The organism is Tabrizicola sp. TH137 (assembly GCF_002855575.1).
In the GTDB taxonomy this organism is placed as follows: domain Bacteria; phylum Pseudomonadota; class Alphaproteobacteria; order Rhodobacterales; family Rhodobacteraceae; genus Paragemmobacter.
The window spans coordinates 427,428-444,433 of the sequence record NZ_PKRQ01000004.1; the positions used below are offsets into that span (position 1 = coordinate 427,428).

General features: G+C 66.3%; 8 protein-coding genes. 2 read left to right on the forward strand and 6 right to left on the reverse strand.

Features of this window, described 5'->3' with window-relative positions:
* Positions 1-91 precede the first annotated feature (91 nt).
* Positions 92-8,968, reverse strand: coding sequence for a Hint domain-containing protein (locus tag C0V75_RS23705; protein ID WP_101921713.1), 8,877 nt, complete (start codon positions 8,966-8,968; stop codon positions 92-94).
* 1,176 nt (positions 8,969-10,144) lie between these two features.
* Between C0V75_RS23705 and C0V75_RS24135 the strand changes: the two genes are divergently transcribed.
* A complete protein-coding gene (locus C0V75_RS24135; RefSeq protein WP_101921714.1) occupies positions 10,145-11,068 on the forward strand; it encodes a LytTR family DNA-binding domain-containing protein in 924 nt (307 codons plus the stop codon).
* A gap of 296 nt (positions 11,069-11,364) precedes the next feature.
* On the forward strand, positions 11,365-12,732 hold the full coding sequence (locus tag C0V75_RS14815; RefSeq protein WP_101921715.1) for a cytochrome P450: 1,368 nt from the start codon (positions 11,365-11,367) through the stop codon (positions 12,730-12,732).
* 2 nt (positions 12,733-12,734) lie between these two features.
* Here C0V75_RS14815 and C0V75_RS14820 read toward each other — a convergent pair whose 3' ends face one another.
* The 5 genes from C0V75_RS14820 to hpaD form a co-directional block, all read right to left on the reverse strand.
* Positions 12,735-13,232, reverse strand: coding sequence for a hypothetical protein (locus C0V75_RS14820; RefSeq protein WP_143710432.1), 498 nt, complete (start codon positions 13,230-13,232; stop codon positions 12,735-12,737).
* A gap of 287 nt (positions 13,233-13,519) precedes the next feature.
* On the reverse strand, positions 13,520-14,107 hold the full coding sequence (locus tag C0V75_RS14825; RefSeq protein ID WP_101921717.1) for a hypothetical protein: 588 nt from the start codon (positions 14,105-14,107) through the stop codon (positions 13,520-13,522).
* Positions 14,108-14,340: 233 nt separating this feature from the next.
* Positions 14,341-15,138, reverse strand: coding sequence for a 2-oxo-hept-4-ene-1,7-dioate hydratase (gene hpaH, locus C0V75_RS14830; protein WP_101921718.1), 798 nt, complete (start codon positions 15,136-15,138; stop codon positions 14,341-14,343).
* Positions 15,135-15,989: a fumarylacetoacetate hydrolase family protein gene (locus C0V75_RS14835; protein WP_101921719.1), complete on the reverse strand. Its 855-nt coding sequence runs from the start codon at positions 15,987-15,989 to the stop codon at positions 15,135-15,137. The genes hpaH and C0V75_RS14835 overlap by 4 nt, the downstream gene beginning before the upstream one ends.
* Before the next feature lie 33 nt (positions 15,990-16,022).
* Positions 16,023-17,003 carry a 3,4-dihydroxyphenylacetate 2,3-dioxygenase gene (gene hpaD / locus C0V75_RS14840; protein ID WP_101921720.1) on the reverse strand — a complete coding sequence of 327 codons (981 nt, stop codon included), beginning with the start codon at positions 17,001-17,003 and terminating at the stop codon, positions 16,023-16,025.
* Between the last annotated feature and the right edge of the window lie 3 nt (positions 17,004-17,006).

The window sequence follows — 17,006 nt, forward strand, 5'->3', positions numbered from 1 at the left end:
TGTTGGACGAAGGTCTGAAAGGGGCGAAAGAATCAGGCGAAGGGGGGCCGCAGAGGCGGCCCCCCTTTCCGGTTCAGCCGATCTGCGCGGCCTATTCGGCGGCGCGGATCGGGGTTTCGGCCAGCAGCGCGTCGCGGACGACGCGGGCCTCGGCTGCGGTGAGGCTGCGGCGGGCGCTGGGGCCATAGGCGGAGAAGTCCATGCCATCGAGTTGCGGGAAGAGGGCGAGGATTTCCTCGCGCGCCGCCTCGGCCAGCGCCCCCCAGCCGACATGGCCGGGATGGAAGCTTTCCGACGGGGCGCCTTCGGCGATGACCACCTCATGCGCATCGAAGAGCATGTGGAAATATTCCACCTTCTCACACTCTTCGGCCCGGATGCTGCCGTCATTGACCAGAAGCTTGGCCGCGACCAGAACCTCGGGTTCGTCGAAGAGCAGCTCCGCCTGCCAGCCGGACAGGAGCATCCGGTGCTGGGGCGAGACCGCGAGGCGGCGGGTGTTGCCGAGCGCCCCTGCCTCGATCACGATGGGGGCGAAACGGCCCTTGCCTGCGACCGTGCTGGACCCGATCCAGCGGATCGGCTGATAGCCGTGGTCGAGCGTGAAGACGAGATCGCCGGGGGCGAGGTCTTCGATCGCGCGTTCGCCTTCGGCCGTCAGGATGCGGGTGCCACGGGTGAAGCAGACCACCGCCGTGTTTTCGACGTTGAGCAGCGCCCCATCGACCGCCGTGCCGCCATTCTGGAGGCGGAGGTCGCCCGCCCCCTGAAGCACCCCGTCGGCCTGATCCGCCTTGAGCCAGGCCAGCGGGTTGGAGAAGGTCGCGCCGGGGTTGTTCTGGAGGAAGGTGGCCAGGGTCGCATCGTTGTAGAAGGCCGAGAGATCGACGAAGTCGTTGTCATTCGTCGGTGCACCCGGAGTGCCCTGGATGCCGGTGGTGGCGTCGAAGTCGGTGATGGTGTCGGCGCCCTGCACGGTGAAGAGATCCGCACCAGCCCCGCCGACGAGAAGGTCCGCCCCGATGCCGCCGACCAGCGTATCGCGGCCAACCCCGCCATTCAGCGTGTCATTGCCTTCGCCGCCGGTGAGGGAGTCGTTGCCTTCGTCGCCCGAGAGCGAGTCATTGCCCGCGCCGCCGTCGATCCGGTCATCATCCAGACCGCCGAAGATGACGTCATTGCCGCCATCGCCCGACAGGCTGTCATTGTCGTCGAAGCCATAGATCGTGTCGTTGCCTTCGCCGCCAAGGACGGTGTCTTCGTTGTTGGTGGTGAGCGGGTCGGTGCCGTCATTGGGCAGATCGCCGGGCGTGAGGGCAGCGCTGCCGCCATAGAGCAGGTCGTTGCCTTCGGCCCCTTCGATGAGGTCGTCGCCTTCCTCGCCGATGATGGTGTCGTCGCCCGCGCCGCCGAAGACGCTGTCATCGTCGAGACCGGCGTCGATGGAATCGTTGCCGCCTTCGCCCTGGATGAGATCGGCGTCGTCGCCTGTCAGGATCGTGTCATTGCCCGCGCCGCCGAAGACCGTGTCGCGGTCATCGTTCGGATCGCTGTCGGAAAGGGCGCCTGCTTCGTCCGGGGTGGCCTGGGTGTTGCGGGTGTTGATGACATCGTCGCCCTCGCCCCCCGTGACCGAGTCGCGGCCATCGCCGCCGACAAGGCTGTCGGCCCCGTCGCCGCCATCGAGCGTGTCATTGCCTTCGTTGCCGAAGAGCGTGTCCGCGCCGTCGCCGCCTTCGATGAGGTCGTCGCCCTCGTTGCCTTCGGCGATGTCGGCCCCGGCCCCGGCGAAGAGCCGGTCATTGCCGGAACCGCCTTGCAGGCTGTCGGCCTCGTCGCCGCCATCGAGCGTGTCGTTGCCGGTCCCGCCCTGAAGCGTGTCGCGGCCCTCGTTGCCCGAGAGGCTGTCATCGCCGTTGCCGCCGATGAGACGGTCGTCGCCGATGCCGCCGGTGAGCGTGTCATCCTCGGACCCGCCGTCGAGCGTGTCGTTGCCGTCGCCGCCGATGAGGAGGTCTTCGCCCGCGCCGCCGGTCAGATCGTCATTGCCGGAACCGCCGTCGAGGACGTCGTCGTTGGCGCCACCATTGACCACATCGTCGCCGGAGCCGGCATTGACAGTGTCATTGCCGCTGTTGGCGGCGATGGTGTCGTTGCCGGACCCTGCGTCGATCACGTCATTGCCGCCGCCGGTGGCGATGGAGTCGTTGCCGGCATTGGTCGCGATGAGGATTGCGCCCGTGGTGCCCGCGCCGTCGATCGTGTCATTGCCGGAACCGGTGGCGAAACGTTCGATCTCGGTGAAGGTCAGGTCGGTCTGGCCATCACCATCCAGCCCGTTGACCGTGCCGTTTTCGGCATTGGCCGGGGAGAAGTCGATGGTGATGTTGCTGGTCTGCGCGGAGAGGTCGAGCTGGTCGCCCGCATCGCCATTGGCCGTGTCATCCGCATTGCCCGAGGTGGCATCGCTGCCGCCGTCGATCTGCGCGTTGACGTTGCTGTCGGAGGCGTCGGCGGTGAAGACGTCGTCGCCGCTGCCGCCCGCCGCCGTATCGGCCCCGCCGACGATGATGTCGTCATCGCCCGCGCCGCCGGTGACGGAATCGGCCCCGGCCCCGCCTTCCAGCGTGTCAGCGCCGGACCCGCCGATCAGCGTATCCGCGCCGGTGCCGCCGGCGAGGCTGTCGCTGCCTTCGCCACCATCGAGACGGTCGTCGCCGATGCCGCCGAGCAGGGTATCGGTGCCGTCGGCGCCAAAGAGGCTGTCATTGCCGTCGCCGCCGGAGAGGCTGTCGGAACCTTCGCCGCCATCCAGCAGGTCGGCCCCGTCATCGCCGGAAAGCGTATCGGCGCCTTCGCCGCCCGTGAGGCTGTCATTGCCGACATTGCCGCTGAGGCTGTCATCGCCCGCGCCGCCATCGACCGTGTCATTGCCGAGCCCGGCATCGACGGTGTCATTGCCCTGGCCTGCGGCGACGACATCGTTGAGGCCATCGCTGCCGTCGATCTGGTCGCCCTGGGTATCGGTGTAGGGCGTGCCGGCGACGCCGGAGGTGGGGGTCATCAGATCGCCCGCCGCCGTGCCATCGACGATGCCGTTGGTATCGACCAGCACCCGTTCGATTTCCGCGAAGGTGATGGTGACAGTCTGGCCGCCGCTGTTCTGGAAGGTGGCGGTGCCGCTTTCCGCGCCGGTGAAGGAAAGGGCGACATTGGTCAGGCCGCGCAGGTCGAGCACGTCGCCCGATCCGCCATTGGTGGGATCGGTCAGGTTTTCGCCGGTTTCGCCGCCGATGACGGTGATGCCCGCATTGCCCGAGAGGGCGGGGTTGACGCGGAATTCGTCATCGCCGTCGCCGCCTTCGGCCCGGTCGCCTGCGCCGATGATGAGGTCATCGTCATTGGCCCCGCCGAGGAGCGAGTCATTGCCCGCGCCGCCGGTGAGCAGATCGGACCCGTCATCGCCCGCGAGAGTGTCGTTCCCATCGCCGCCGTCGAGCGTGTCATTGCCCGCGCCGCCGATCAGGCTGTCGGCATCGCCGCCGCCGGAGATGCTGTCATTGCCTTCACCGCCGCCAATCGTGTCGTTGCCGGTGCCGCCTTCGGCGCTGTCATTGCCGTCGCCCAGCCCGACGAAATCGTTTCCGCCATCGGCCGAGACGCTGTCATCGCCCTGACCGGCGTCGATGGTATCCGCGCCCTCGCCGCCGATGATGCGGTCATCGCCCAGACCAGCGTCGAGCCGGTCGGCCCCATCGCCGCCATCCAGCGTGTCGTTGCCGCCATCGCCGGAGAGCGTGTCATTGCCGTCGTTGCCGGAAAGATCGTCCGCCTCGTCGCCACCGAAGAGTTGGTCATTGCCGCTGCCACCTGCGAGCGTGTCGCGCCCGGCATCGCCAAAGAGCGTGTCATTGTCCGCGCCGCCCGAAAGGCTGTCATCCGAGGCACCGCCATCGAGGAGATCGTTGCCAGCGTCGCCCGACAGCGTGTCGTTGCCGCTGCCGCCGATCAGACTGTCATCGCCCGAACCGCCTGCGATGCTGTCATTGCCGATGTCGCCATCGACCGTATCATTGCCCAGGCCGGCATCGACGGTGTCATTGCCCGCGCCTGCGGCAACGCGGTCGTTCAGGCCATCGGTGCCGTCGATCTGGTCGCCCTGCGGATCGCGGAAGGGCGTGCCGCCCGGGCCGCTGGTGGGGGTCATCAGATCGCCCGCGCCGGTGCCATCGACGATGCCATCGGCGGAGGTCAGCACATTCTCGATTTCCGAGAAGGTGAGGGTGACGAGGTTGCCCGAGGTGTTGCGGAAGGTGGCTGTGCCGTTCTCGGAGGTGCCGGAGATCGGGTCGGGATTGGTGTAGGTGACCACCACATCGGACAGGCCGCGCAGATCCAGCACGTCGCCGATGCGGCCGCCTGGGTTGTTGGTCGGGTCGATGACGGCTTCTTCCACCGTCTCGCCGCCGATGACGGTGATGGGCGCGCTGCCCGAGAGCGTGGGATCGACGGTGAATTCGTCATCGCCCGCGCCGCCCTGCGCGATGTCGCCTGCGCCGACCACGATGTCGTCATCGCCGTCGCCGCCGATGAGGGAGTCGTTGCCGGCCCCGCCTTGCAGCGTGTCGGTGCCGGTGCCGCCGGAAAGCGTGTCATTGCCATCGCCGCCCGTCAGGCTGTCATTGCCGGTCCCGCCCGAGACGCTGTCATCGCCGTCGCCGCCGGCCAGCGTGTCATTGCCGCCGTCGCCGGAGAGCGTGTCATCGCCACGGCCGCCGGTCAGGTCATCCTCGCCCGAGCCGCCTTCGAGGCTGTCGTTGTTGTCGCCGCCATCCAGCGTATCGCTGCCATCGCCGCCGACGAGGGTGTCATTGCCGGTGCCGCCGGTCAGGCTGTCGTCATTGTCGCCGCCGTCGAGGCTGTCATTGCCGTCGCCGCCCGCCAGCGTGTCGTCGCCGTCATTGCCTTGCAGCGTGTCATCGCTGCCGCCGCCATCGACGGAGTCATTGCCGCTGCCGCCGATGACGCGGTCGTTGCCGGAGCCGGAGGAAATGGTGTCATCCCCTGCCCCGCCCGTGATGCTGTCATTGCCGGAGCCGGTGGCGATGGTGTCATTGCCCGAGCCGGTGTCGATGGAGACGGGGCCGGTGGACGAGCCGCCATTGATCGTGTCATTGCCGGAGCCGGTGAGGAGGCGTTCGATTTCGGTGAAGGTCAGGTCGATGCCGCCGTCGGAATCGAGGCCGTTGACCGTGCCGTTTTCCGGATTCGCGCCGAGGTTGACGGTCAGGCCACTGGTGCCTGCCGAGAGGTCGAGAAGATCGCCCGCGTCACCGTTGGCCGCATCGTCCGGCGCACCGGAGGTGCCGTCGCTGCCGCCGTCGAGGGTGATGTTGACATCAGACCCGGTGTCGGTGCCGTCGATGACGAAGACATCATCGCCGCTGCCGCCGGTGGCCGTATCGGCGCCGCCGACGGCGATGTCGTCATCGCCGAGACCGCCGGAGAGGGAATCGTTGCCGATGCCGCCCGCGAGGCTGTCGGACCCTTCGCCGCCATCGAGGCTGTCATTGCCCAGACCGCCGAAGATGGAATCATTGCCCGAGCCGCCGGTGACGCTGTCATTGCCGAGGCCTGCATTGATGATGTCGTTGCCGCCGCGGCCTTCGATCCGGTCGTCATTCCCGTCGGTGCCGTCGATCTGGTCGCCATCGGCATCGGTATAGCCGGGATCCATAGTTTCGCCGGTTTCCAGCCCCTCGACGATACCGTTGTTGGTGGGTTCGGGCGGCGGGAGGAGGAGGGTTTCGATCTCGGTGAAGGTGACGGTGCGGGCGAGGCCTTTCGCGTCGATCACCACGACCGAGCCGGAGGTGGAATCGCCATCGGCGTCGGTCGTCTGCACGAGGTTGCGGTAGAAGGTATAGCCGGTGAGATCGAGCCGGTCGCTGTCGGTGCCGGTGGTGCCGCCATCGACCTGGATGCCGGACAGGGTGGTGCCGGCGGCATTGGTGGCCGTGGGGTCGATCACGATGGTATCGGCGCCGCCACCGCCGAAGATCGTGTCGCCGGAGGCGCCGAGGATCGTGTCATTGCCGATCGGGGCGGTCGTCGTGGTGGTGGTGGTCCAGGTGGTGGCGAGGTTGCTGTAGTTGACCGAGGGAGCGGTCGAGATGCGGCCGAGGAAGGTGTAGGTCTCGCCCACGGTCAGCGGCTTGTCGGTGACGAAGCCGACGGTGCGGTTGCCCTCCAGTTCGACGGCATAGATGTTGATGACCTCGCCCGTGGAGGATTGCACGGAATAGGCGTATTCCGGGGTGAGCCGCTTGCCCGCATCTTCGCTGATGCCGTTGATCGTGCTGTCCTGGCTGAGGACCTGGCTGGTGTCGCCGTCGTTGAAGGCGCTGTCATTGTCGTCGAGACCGATGGAGACGGGCGAGGCGCCGAGGTTGACGGTGAAGGTGGAGCCGGCGACGTCGCTGTCGCCGTCGGTGTCGTTCTCGAAGGGGTTGTCGTTGCCTGCGGCATTGTTGAGCGTGATCTGGCCGAGCTGCCAGACGAGGACCGTGTGGTCTGCGCCGGTGACCGGGGTGACGCTGCGGGTTTCCGTGACGGTGGCGCTGCCTTCGGTGGGGCCATCGCCGAAGATCCGGTCATTGCCGGTGCCGCCGGTCAGGCTGTCATTGCCCTGACCGCCGAAGAGCGTGTCATTGCCCGCGCCGCCATCGACGGTGTCGTTGCCGGTATCGCCGATGAGGGAATCGTTGCCGGTGCCGCCGCGGAGCGAATCCGCGCCAGCCCCGCCATCGAGCGTGTCGCTGTCGGCCCCGCCGTCGAGCGTGTCATTGCCGGAACCGCCGATCAGGCTGTCCGTGCCGGTGCCGCCATCGAGCGAGTCGTCGCCGCCTGCACCATCGAGCGTGTCATTGCCTTCGCCGCCATCGAGGACATCGTCGAATTCCGGGTTCCCGAGCACAACGCGGACATTGTCGATCAGCACGCCTTCGCCGCTGTTCTGGCTGGCGAGTTCACGGAATTCGACGCGGGTGGAGCTGCTGGTTGCGGTGAAGGAGATCGAGTAGGTCGCATAGCTTTGCGACGGGCTGAAGGTGCCGACGACGGTGCCGTCGATCACGATCTCGAAGCTGTCGGCGGTGGAGGGGCGGCTGCGGGCATCGACGCTTACGGTGTAGGTGCCGCCGGGTTCGGTGCCGATGTCCTGCCAGATGGAATCGACGCGGGCGGGATCGCGGTCGATTTCGACATAGCCCCGGCCATCCGAGGCGGAGGTGCCGAGAAAGCCCTGACCCCAGGATTCGATCAGGTTGCCGGATGTGTTCGAACTCCAGCCCGGAAGGGTGGCGTTGAGATTGTTGAACCCGTCGGCGGTGCGGTTGGTTTCGAAGCTGGCATTCTGGACGAGGTTCTGGGACCCGCTGCCTTCGCCGAGCAGGACGTCATCGCCCGAACCGCCGAACAGCGTGTCATCGCCGATGCTGCCGATGAGCGAGTCGTTGCCGGAGCCGCCGAGAAGGGAATCGTTCCCTGCCCCGCCGTCGATGGTGTCATCGCCTTCGCCGCCGTCGAGCGTGTCGTCGAAATCGGGGACGGCTTCGATCACGTGGACATTGTCGAGCACGACGCCTTCGCCATTGTTCTGGTTGGCGAGTTCGCGGAATTCGATCCGGGTCGTGCTGTTCGTGGCGGTGTAGTTCAGGCTGTAGGTGGCGAAGGACTGGCCGGGGCTGTAGGTGCCGACGACATTGCCGTCGATGACGATCTGGAAGCTGTCCGAGGTCGAGGGGCGGGAGCGGGCATCGACGCTGATCGTGTAGGTCGTGCCGGGTTCGGTGGTGATGTCCTGGAAGACCGAGTCAACCCGTGCACCGTCGCGGTCAAGCTCGATAGAGCCGGAGCCATCGGAGGCGCTGGTACCGGCAAAGCCCTGGCCCCAGGATTCGATGAGATTGTTGGGGGTGTTGCTGCTCCAGCCGGTGAGCTGGGCGTTGAGGTTGTTGGTGTTGTTGGAGGTCCGGCCGATTTCGAAACTGCCGTTCACCAACAGGTTCTGCTGATCGTCGCCGTCGCCGAGAAGGACATCGTTGCCAGAGCCGCCGAAGACGGAATCCGCCCCGGCCCCGCCGATGAGCGAGTCGTTGCCGCCGCTGCCTTCGAGGACATCGTTGCCGGCGCCGCCGGAGACGGTATCCCTGCCTTCATCGCCGGTGAGCGTGTCGCGGCCTGACCCGCCCGACAGGCTGTCATCGCCGTCACCGCCGCCGATGGCATCGGCACCGGCGGCACCCTCGACGATGTCGTTTCCGGCGCCTGCGGCGACGGTGTCGTTGCCGAGGCCGGCATTGACCGTGTCATTGCCACCGGCGGCGTCGATCACGTCGTCATTGCCGTCGTCGCCGTCGATCTGGTCGCCCTGGGCATCGGTGAAACCGGGGTTCATCACCTGCCCGGCACTCGTGCCATTGACCACGCCGTCGGGGTTCGCATCGGGCGGGATGACCACGTTGCCGTTGCCGTCGATGGCGCCGTCGCGGAAGAAGGTGATGTTGGTGTTGATGGTCCCGGTGACGATCGACAGCAGGTCGGGGCCGCCGTCGGGATAGAGGAGATACTGGCTGCCGCCGCTTTCGACGAGGATCACGGGATAGGTGACGAAGGCGCCGGTGATCAGCGCACTCATCTGGCCGACGCCGAGGACGGTGGCGTTGTTGAGATCGGGCACGGCGTCGAGCAGGCCGAGGATCCCGTCGGGATTGTTGTGATCGACGGTTTCGCCGCGGGTGATGAGATCGTTGTTGTTGGGATCGTCGGCCGTCAGCGTGCCGGACTGGGTGAGGAGCTGGCCGAGGTTCAGCGTAAGGTTGATGGTCTGGGTCGTCGCCGAAGAGAAATTCAGCGTGATGAGGGCCGCCACCGGCTGGATCGCCACGTTGTTGATCTGGAAGGACATGGGGAAAACTCCAATCTCGCGCCGCGGGCCGCAGCCGGGCGATTCAGGTCACTGGGGGAAGGTGATGGGGGCGGATGCGGTCTGGGCGCGGAGAGGCCTGGACGGAAGCCGGGAGGCGAGGGGGACGGAACGGGCGCGGCGGGGGTCGGTCATCTGGAAACTCGTTACTTGCACGGGGCGGCTGGGCCGGCCGGAGGGGGACGGAACAACAGGGCGCGCGGCCCGGACGAGGCGCGCGCGGTGGTTTCGGAAAAGGGTTGCGTCAGGGCGCTGCGGCGACAGGCGCGCTGTGCCGGAACGGGCCGGGAGAGGCCCCGTGCAGCGGTGGACCGCTAGGCCGGATGGCGGGTCTGAGATGGGACATGGCAGTGCCTCAACCGTTGAAACCGATACGAAACCGTGAGGCATTGCCGGACCGGCAGACCCCACCCGCAGGAGGCCGGAGCGCGCAGTCCGCCCCCGCCTTTCCGACCGCGCCCAGCCCCCACCGGACGCGCCCGGAGATTTCCGTCCGCCGACACTGCGGGGGCACCGCAAGGCCGGTTGGCACGGGAAATTGCCGATGACCGGCGGGCCTGGCCATGACCGGCCCGGCAGCAGGCCGCACCGCGCGAGGGCGCGGCGGCAAGCCTTGCTAGGGACAGGGTCGGTGACATGGCGGCAGCCTTCCGGTTTCGGTTCTTGTCACGCCGGGCGGAACCCTTCCCTTGCGTCGCAGCGGCGTGCCCCCATCCGGTTCGCCGGGATCGGCCGCGCTGCGACCTGCCCCCGATGCCGGAACACGCTGCGCGGTCGAGGATGGCCCGATGGCGCTTTGTGAATGAATGATTAGCGAAGAATGCGGCTCTCTGTGCCGCCCGTGGACCGAACGCGGCGGAAACCTGGCGAAAATGTCGTCAGTTGCGGGAAGTGCCGTTCATGTGGCGGGAAGTGCAGATGGCGACGCGAGCGAACGGTATCTGGCGGCTGAGTATTGTTTCCGGCATACGTAATTTACGCTTTGTTGCGAAATCTGCGGTTCTGTAGCAGGGTGATGTGGCGCGAACTGTTCATCGTGACGGTCGGGCTGCGTGTATGAAACGGGCCTTGGCGGGAATGGACCGAGGGCTTTTGATGTTCTGACCGGGGATTTGGGGCGGAAACGCGAACCCTGGGTTGTGTACGATGGGGTAACAAGTGTCTGAATTGCGTGAATTTTCGACTGTTTCCGATTTCGAATACAGATCGACCCTTGGAACCACCTTCTGGGTGGGGGGCGATTCGGCGGCGGATTACCTGCTGCATCCTGTTTTCCTGCAATTCGCCTTGCTGTGTCTGGCGGTGGTTGCCTTGCTGGACCAGGGCGGGGGTGTCGATCTGCTGGTCGGCTGGCAGGTGCCGCTGGTCTGGCTGGTAGTGGCGCTGGCGGGATTGCTGGGCGGGCTGGCGATGATGGCACTGCTGTCGGTGTTGCCGCGCTGGATCCTGGGGCGGCGGCGCTTTACCCCGCTGATCCTGCTGCCGCTGGTCGCGCTGGGAGAGGCGGTGCGGGCGGGGCTGGTCGTGATGCTTGGGGCGGGGGACTGGCCGACGACGCCGGAGGTGATGGCGGATTTCGCCCGAAGCGCGGTGGTCATCCTGATCCTTGACGTGATCCATGTGCTGTATGTCGTGCCGTTGCATCCCCTGGCGCGGACGGTCCCCGACGCCCTGCCCGAGCCGATGGCGGAACGGGATGCGGAGGCCGTGGACGGGCCGGAAGAGACGGTGCCGACAAGGCCCGCGAGCCGGGAGATCAGGATCGCGGAGCGGAGTTTTGCGCTGGATGAAATCCTGTGGATCCGGACCGAGGACCATTATCTGAACGTCGTCACCGCGAAGGGGCGGAGCCTGCTGCGGGCGAAGCTTTCGGAGTTGAAAGACCTTCAGGATGGCAAGGTCGGGGTGCAGGTGAACCGGTCGCATTGGGTTTCGTTCGGTGCCATTGCCGAGGTGCGGAACGAAGCGGGAGGGCAGATCATCCTGCGGCTGGTGACAGGGGATGATGCCACCGTCGCCCGCAGCCGCCGGATCATGTTCCGCCAGATGCATCATGCCTGGCAGCAGCGGCGTATGGGGTGAGGGCGGCCGAATCGGGCGTACGCCAGAAAATCCGGCAAAAATATGGCGAAAATGCCATGTCCGACACTTAACCTGCGGTTGATACTTGCGGGATGCGCAGGATCGTTGGAGGGTTTAGCCCGTGAGTCCGGGGGTGTGAGGGGATCCGGAAGGTCCGGTCGGGGAAAGCTGCCATTTCCCGCTGGTCCGGTCCCGCTGTTGCGAGTGGCAAGAGTTCACTGGAGGTATTCGACGCCGCCGGTCCGCAGGCCGACGGCGAGGTGTCAAACCTGCGCGAGGGCAGAACCGTGAGCCATATGGAGCAAGTGAAGGGCGACTTCCGCCCGATGTCGGATGACCGCATACCGATGGCGGCCGAACTGGCGGTGGGCGAGATCAGCCTGATCGACTTTGCCCGCAAGGCCGGGAAGAACATCTTCTCGGTCATCCCGGATGCCACGCGGACGCAGAAGTACCTGCGCGGCCCGGCCAATATCCATTACGTCTGCGAACCGGAGATGATCACGGAATTGCTGGCGGGGGTCGGGCGGGCCTTTCCGAAGTCGAGCTTCACGCGGAACGTCATCGGGCCGGCGGTGGGCAACGGGATGATCCTGTCGGAAGGCGAGAAATGGCGCGAGCAGCGGCACCGCTATGCGCCGCTTTTCGCGGCGCGCAACCTGCCGGTGCTGACCAGCCATTTCGCGCAGACGGGCGAGGAGCTTGGCGCCTTCTATGCCTCGGCCAATGGCGAGGTGGATGTGGCGGATTCCGCGCAGGAGGCCACGCTGACCAATATCTCGCGCGTGATGTTTTCCGGCAATGAGGCGGTGGCGAAGCGGGACATCCGGGAAGGGATGCGGCGGTTCACCGATTACATCAGCTATATGTCGCTGTTCGATCTGATGGGGTTGCCGAAATGGGTGCCGCGCCTGAAATGGCTGCGGTCCAAGCAGGTGATCACCGATGTGCGCAATCTGACGCGGGACGTGATCCAGAGCCGTCAGGCCAAGCGGCACGAGACGGCGGAGGATTTTCTGGACCTGCTGATCGAGGCGCTGGAGACGGATCGCGAGGATATCGAGACGACCATCGACAACCTGCTGACCTTCGTGGCGGCGGGATATGAGACATCGGCCAATACCATCGCCTGGGCGCTGTATCTGCTGGCGCTGTATCCGGAGGTGCAGGATCGCGTGCGGGCCGAGATCCGCGCGGTTGCGGGGGAAGGCCCGCTGACGCTGGAGGCGGTGCAGAAGATGCCGCTGTTGCAGGCCCATGTGCGCGAGACGCTGCGGCTTTATCCGGCGGGGGCGCTGTTTGCACGGGATGCGACGGATACGACGGAGGTGGGGGGCGTCACCTTCAAGAAGGGCGATGTGATCATGTTCCCGGTCTATTCGCTGCATCGCAACGAATTGCTGTGGGAGGATGCGGATCGCTATCGCCCCGACCGGTTCATCAACCGGCGCTATCCGCGCGGGCAGTATATCCCCTTCGGCGACGGGCCGCGCATCTGCATCGGCGCGCAATATGCCGAGACGGAGATCATGGTGCTGATCGGATCGGCGCTGCGCCGGGCGAGCTTTGCCCTGACCGAGCATCCGGTGCCTGCCCCGAACCTGACCTTCACGATGCGGCCCGGTGGGCCGATCATCCTGACGGCGCGGCCCGTGGCAGGCTGAGATCAATCCACGGGGTGGAAGAGCGGCACCTGCGGGGTGACCGAGCGGCTGGATTTGCTGAGCGTGGCGTGGATCACCTGGCCCTTCCGGCTGCGGTGGCGGTGCTGATACATGAAGCGGGCATAGCGCGAGACGATCGGCGTCATGGCGCCGGCATCGAGGATGACCCGGTCGATCCAGATCGCGCCGTTTTCCATCGGCTTGATCTGCATGTGATGCGACCAGAGGCGCACGACATTGTTGGATTCGACGGTTTCGACCCGACGGGAGGCGTGGCAGATCTTGTTGACCTTGATCTGATAGTCGTTGCAGCGGACCAGACCGAAGATGCGGATATTGGTGCGGTAGGTGGCCCCCTCTTCCATTTCGGTTTCGGGCAGGCCTTCATAATCGGAGATCTTGCGCGTCGCCTCGATCAGATCGGCGAAGCTGCGGGCGCGGTCGAAAAGCGCATCTGCCGCATCGGGATAATGCGCGGCAACGAGGACTTGTGTCGGCACGTTCAAACTCCACCGAGGGACACCAGGGCGCACGCTCATCTGGGCCTTTCCGCGTGGAGCGGAGACGGGGTTCAACGGTCGCGCAGCCACAGGTTTGGCCATCCAATCGGGCAGAAACGTGACCCGATCTTGCCGCTGTGGGGTCATAGGAGCCGAGGCGAAACCAGTCCCCGGCGGGGACGGGGAATCGTTTCCATTTCTTAATGAAGGATTACCCCGGGGCGCGGCCTGCGCCGCCGGGGGAGAGAATCAGGGGACAGGCGCGGCCTGGCCTTGCGCTGACATGGTCAGGCCCGCAGGGCGGCGGCGGTCGCGCGCTTGCGACGCAGCGCGGCGGCTGCGAAGAGGCCCATGCCCGCCAGCATCAGGGGCATGGCGGCCGGAACCGGGACCGGCGTGATGGTATAGGGGAAGGCGCCCTGGGTAACGCCGGCGAAGGTCGAACTGTTGCGGAAGACCACGGTATCGTTGAAGGCGAAATAGACGGCGCGGAAGTAGCCGGTGTTGGCGGCGGAGGCAGACAGGAAGCGCGTGACGCCGAGAGACGCAAGGAAGCCGCCCGTGTAATCGAGGTCAGCGGTTGCGGCTCCGTTGAAGAAGCCGAAGACATTGCCACTGCCCGAGGTGATGGAGGCCGTCAGGGTGGCGGCATTGAAAGAATCCCCGGCCTGCCAGGAGACCGCGGGGCTGCCGCCCGCACGGACGCGGAAGGCACCGATCTTGGTTGCGCCCGACACGCCGAGCGCGGTGGCCTGGGCTGCGGTCAGGGACCAGACGCCGTCATTGGTGGTGCGGTTGAAGCTGCTGATAGTGGCCGCCTGCGCGCCGAATGCGAATAGAAGAGAAGAAACAAAGGCCAGGAAAAGGGTACGCATTCAGTCGCTCCGTAAGGTCGAATCTTGCAGGAAAGATATTTTGAGCGGCTGTTTTTCCACAAGAAAATCGGTGAAATCGCCTATGGCGTGTTTCCTGACTTGCAACAAATCTCCGTCAGGTCAGGGATTGTTCCAGAACCGGAAAATCTGACGCGCATGGATTGCAGCCTATGGTTGTATTTTCCGCATGGGCGCGGCGGACCGACGGGGGGACGGGTTGCGCAGCGGGGGCGTCAGAAGGACAGCCGAACCTCGCCGAAGGGGCCGAAATCAGCATGGAAGCGGCTTCCGGGCGGGGCTTCGACGGGGCGGATGAAGCTGCCGGAGAGGAGCACCTCGCCCGCGGCGATGCCCTGGCCGTAGCGGGCGAGGCGATGCACCAGCCAGAGGATGCCGGTGACGGGATCGTCAAGAACGCCTGCGCCGAGGCCGGTTTCTTCGACCACGCCGTCGCGGCGGAGGATGGCGCCGATCCAGCGCAGGTCGAAGGCATCGACGGAATGGCGCTGCGGGCCGAGGACGATACCGGCATTGGCGGCGTTGTCGCTGACCGTGTCGGTGATGATCCGGGCGCGGCCCGTGGCGGGATCCGCGCGCAGGATGCGGGTGTCGAGGATTTCCAGCGCCGGGGCGACATGGGCGGTGGCGGCCAGCACATCGGCGCGGGTGACGTCGGGACCGGCGAGCGGGGCCTTGGTGATGAAGGCGATTTCGGCCTCGATCCGGGGCTGGATGAAGCGGCCGGTCGGGATGGTCGCGCCGTCGTCGAAGAGCATGTCGTCGAGCAGGACGCCGGAATCGGGGGTGTCTATGGCGAGGGCCTGCTGCATGGCGCGGCTGGTGAGGCCGATCTTCCAGCCGATGCGGCGCGCGCCCGCCGCCTGTTTCAGCGCAACGAAGGCGGACTGGACGGCATAGGCGTCGTCCAGGGTCATGCCGGGATGGAGGAGGGAGAGGAGGCCGCATTGCCTGCGGTCGGTTTCGGCCCGGTGGAGGGCGATGGCTGCGTCGTGGATTTCGTCTTCGGTCATTCGTCGGCCACCCCGTTGCGCAGACAGCCGATGCCTTCTGCCTCTACCTCGATCACGTCGCCGGGCCTGAGCCAGACCGGCGGATCGAAGCGCGCCCCGGCCCCGGTGGGGGTGCCGGTGACGATGATGTCACCCGGAACGAGGGTGGTGAAGGTGCTGACATAGGCGATCTGGCGGGCGACGGGGAAGAGCATCCGGCTGGTCCGGTCAGATTGGCGCAGGTCGCCGTTGACGCGGGTGGTGAGGGCGATGTCGAGGATCTGCGACGGGTCGCGGAAGGGGACGAGGCCCGGACCCATGGCACCGGAACGATCCCAGTTCTTGCCCTGGGTCACGTTGAATTTGGCGTGGCGGACCCAGTCGCGGATCGTGCCTTCGTTGCAGAGCGTGAGCGCGGCGATATGGGAGAGCGCCGCTTCTTCGGGGATGCGGCGGCCGGTCTTGCCGATGACGATGGCGATTTCGCCTTCATAGTCCAGTTGCGGGCTTTCGGGGGGGCGGATGAGCGGGGCGCCGTGGCCTGTGAAGCTGCGCGGGAAGCGGATGAAGAGCGACATGTTGGGCGGGGCTTCCTGCCCGTCGCGGTATTCGGCGTTGCGGTCGGGGAAGTTGACGCCGACGCAGATGATCTTTTCCGGGTCGCGGATGGGGATGTCATGGGTGAAGCAGCCGGGGGCGTGGGTGATGGCGCGCCCTTCGGCGGCGGCGAGAACCTCATCCATCGCACCGGCGGCGATGACCTCGCGCAGGCCGGGCCAGTGCGGGAAATCGGGGGAGAGGGCGATGGCGCCGCCGTCGCGGGCCACGCCCCAGAAGGGGCGGCCATCGGCGGTGAAGCTGATGAGGGTCATAGCGGGGGTCATGGCTGTGCTGTGTCCCATGGGTCAGGGCGCGATGATGGGTTGCGCCTTCAGGTCGCTGTCGCGCTGCGCGGTGCCTTCGAAGGCCGATCCGAGTTCGAACCATGAACGCGGCGCGGGGGCGCCCCAGAGTGTCTGGCGTTGCGGGTCCTTGAGGTCCCATTTGATGGGTTCAAGATCGGGATCGGTGGTCTGGTAGTCGGAGCAGTAGATTTCCGTGCGGTGGCCGTCGCGGTCGCGGATGTAGAGGAAGAAGGCGTTGGAGATGCCATGCCGCCCAGGACCGCGTTCGATATTGGCGAGATAGCCGGTGGTGGACATCAGATCGAGCAGGTCGATGATGTTGAGCGGTGTCGGCACCCAGAAGGCGGTGTGGTGCAGGCGCGGACCGGTGCCGTTGGTGAAGGCGATGTCATGCACGCCGCCCTTGCGATGCATCCAGGCAGCCCAGGTGCGGCCGGTCTCTTCGTCTGCCGTGTATTCGGTGAGGCGGAAGCCCATCTCGCCGTAGAAGGCGACGGCCTTGTCCACATCGGGGGAGAAGAGGTTGAAATGGTCGATCCGCAGCGGTTTGACCCCGCGATAAAGGGCGTAGTTCTGGTGGATCGGGGGAAGGCGATCCATCCGGGCGTAGAATTCCAGCGGCACGCCCCAGGGATCGCGCACGGCGAGGACGCGGCCCATGAAGGGGCGTTCGGTCCAGACCGGTGACAGGCCCTTGGCGGCGAACCATGCGGCGGCCTTGTCGAGGTCTTCTTCCGACCAGAGTTTGAACCCCAGCACGCCGACCGAGGGCGTGTCGGCCTGTTGCAGGATCAGGCAGTGGTGGCCGCGTTCCTCCATCGCGCGGAGGTAGATCGTTGTCGGGTCTTCATGCGTGACCTGAAGCCCCAGCAGATCGACGTAATAGGCGCGGCTCCAGGCGAGATCGGTGACGCGGAGTTCGGCATGGCTGAGACGGACGATATTGAAGGGCGGGTTCAGGTTCGGGGGCGGAACGGGCATTGC